Origin of the sequence: Cellulomonas algicola (assembly GCF_003851725.1) — a bacterium.
GTDB classification, from domain to species: Bacteria; Actinomycetota; Actinomycetes; order Actinomycetales; family Cellulomonadaceae; genus Cellulomonas; species Cellulomonas algicola.
The window spans coordinates 1-1,789 of record NZ_BHYL01000323.1; the positions used below are offsets into that span (position 1 = coordinate 1).

Below are 1,789 nucleotides of genomic sequence, written 5' to 3' on the forward strand. Positions count from 1 at the left end.
GCCCCGGCGTCCCCCCGTCCGGCCCGCCCGCACCCCCCGCACCACCGGCGCAGTGGGGCGCGAGCCAGGGCGGCTGGGGCGCCCCCGTGCCGCCCCCGCCCCCGCCGGGCTCCGCGTGGAAGCCGCCCGCCCTCCAGCCGGGCATCGTGCCGCTGCGGCCGCTCGGCCTCGGCGAGGTGCTCGACGGCGCGTTCAAGGCGATCCGGGCCAACCCGCGCGTCATGTTCGGGCTGTCCGCGCTCGTCGTCGGTGCCGCGGTCGTCCTGTCGACGATCCTCACGTGGTACGTGCAGGGCCTCGTCGCGGGTGCGATCAGCGACGCGCTGCTCGAGCTCGACCCGTCCGGCGCCAGCGGCCTCGACGCGATGCTGGGATGGGCCGTCGGCACGCTCCTGACCGCGCCGATCATCTGGCTCGCCACGACGGTCCTCACGGGCCTGCTCATCGTGTCCGTCAGCCGCTCCGTGCTGGGGCGCACCATCACCATCGGCGAGGTCCTGCGCTCGGGCCGCGTGTGGTGGGTCGTCGGGTTCACGCTCCTGGCGGGCGCCGCGGTGCTGCTGGTCGCCGCGCTCCTGGTCGGCGCCGTGATCGGCCTCGCCGCAGCCGACCAGACCGGGCTCGCGGTGGCCGTCGGGATCCTCGGCTGGCTGGGGCTCGTCGTCGCCGGCATCTGGTTCACGATCCGCACGCTGCTCGCGCCCGCGGCGCTCATGCTCGAGGGCAAGGGCTTCTGGTCGACCGTCGCGCGCGCCTGGCGGCTCACGCGCGGCAGCTTCTGGCGTCTGCTCGGGTACTACGTGCTCGTCCAGATCATGGTGAGCGTCGCGAGCTACTTCGTGATGTTCCCGTTCGAGCTCGTCGGGACGCTCGTCACGCAGGACCCGACCGGCACGTCGTTCGTCTCGATCGTCCTGACGGGCATCGGCAACGTCATCGCCTACACGCTCACGACCGCGTTCACCGCGGCGATCTACGCGCTGCTCTACATCGACGTCCGCATGCGCCGCGAGGGGCTCGACCTCGAGCTCGCACGAGCCGCCCAGGCCGGATGACCGCGCTGTCCGTCGTCGCCGCGCTCCTGCGCGACGTCCCCGTCCAGCCGGACGCCGAGACGGCCCGCGAGTGGGCCCGCGACGAGCTCGCCCGGCCCGAGTACCACCGGCAGCCGTCGCTCCTGCAGCGTGTCCTGGAGTGGCTGCGGGAGCAGCTGGACTCGGTGCCGTCGCTCGGGCTGCCCGACGGCGTCGCGCTGACGGTCGCCGTCGTCGCGGGCGTGGCGCTCGTGCTCGGCGTCCTGTGGTTCGTCGGCCCCGTGCGGCGCTCGAGGACGCGCGCCCGGACGGGCGCCGTCGTGCTCTCCGTCGACGACCGGCGGACCGCCGAGCAGCTGCGCGCCGCCGCGGACGCCGCCGCGGCCGCCGGTGACTGGCACCTCGCGGTCCTCGAGCGGTTCCGGGCCGTGGTCCGCGGGCTCGAGGAGCGGACTGTCCTCGACGAGCGGCCGGGCCGCACCGCGCACGAGGCCGTCTCGGCCGCGGCGCAGCGCCTGCCCGGGCTGGTCGCCGACCTCCGGACGGCCGGCGACCTGTTCGACGACGTCGCGTACGGCGACGTGCGCGCGGACGCGGACGACGACCGCCGGCTGCGCGAGCTCGACCGACGCGTCCGCGCCACCCGCCCGACGACCGCGGCCCCCGCGGCCGGCGACCGGCTCGTGGTGCCGTCGTGAGCGCCCCGGCCGCCGTCCTGGGCGACGGGACGACCGCCCGTTCGCGCGCCACCGGGC

General features: G+C 76.2%; 2 protein-coding genes. Both read left to right on the top strand.

Annotated elements, in window-relative coordinates; translation table 11 throughout:
- A partial coding sequence (locus CTKZ_RS17825) for a DUF7847 domain-containing protein (protein WP_124344191.1) occupies positions 1-1,055 on the top strand: 1,055 nt, incomplete at its 5' end.
- Positions 1,052-1,732 (top strand): DUF4129 domain-containing protein, encoded by a 681-nt coding sequence (locus CTKZ_RS17830; protein WP_124344192.1) that lies wholly within the window; start codon positions 1,052-1,054, stop codon positions 1,730-1,732. The genes CTKZ_RS17825 and CTKZ_RS17830, both read left to right, overlap by 4 nt.
- Positions 1,733-1,789 lie beyond the last annotated feature (57 nt).

Bases quoted from the DNA above. Each gene is read 5' to 3' on its own strand.
- CTKZ_RS17830 (WP_124344192.1), top strand. From the start codon at position 1,052: ATGACCGCGCTGTCCGTCGTCGCCGCGCTCCTGCGCGACGTCCCCGTC.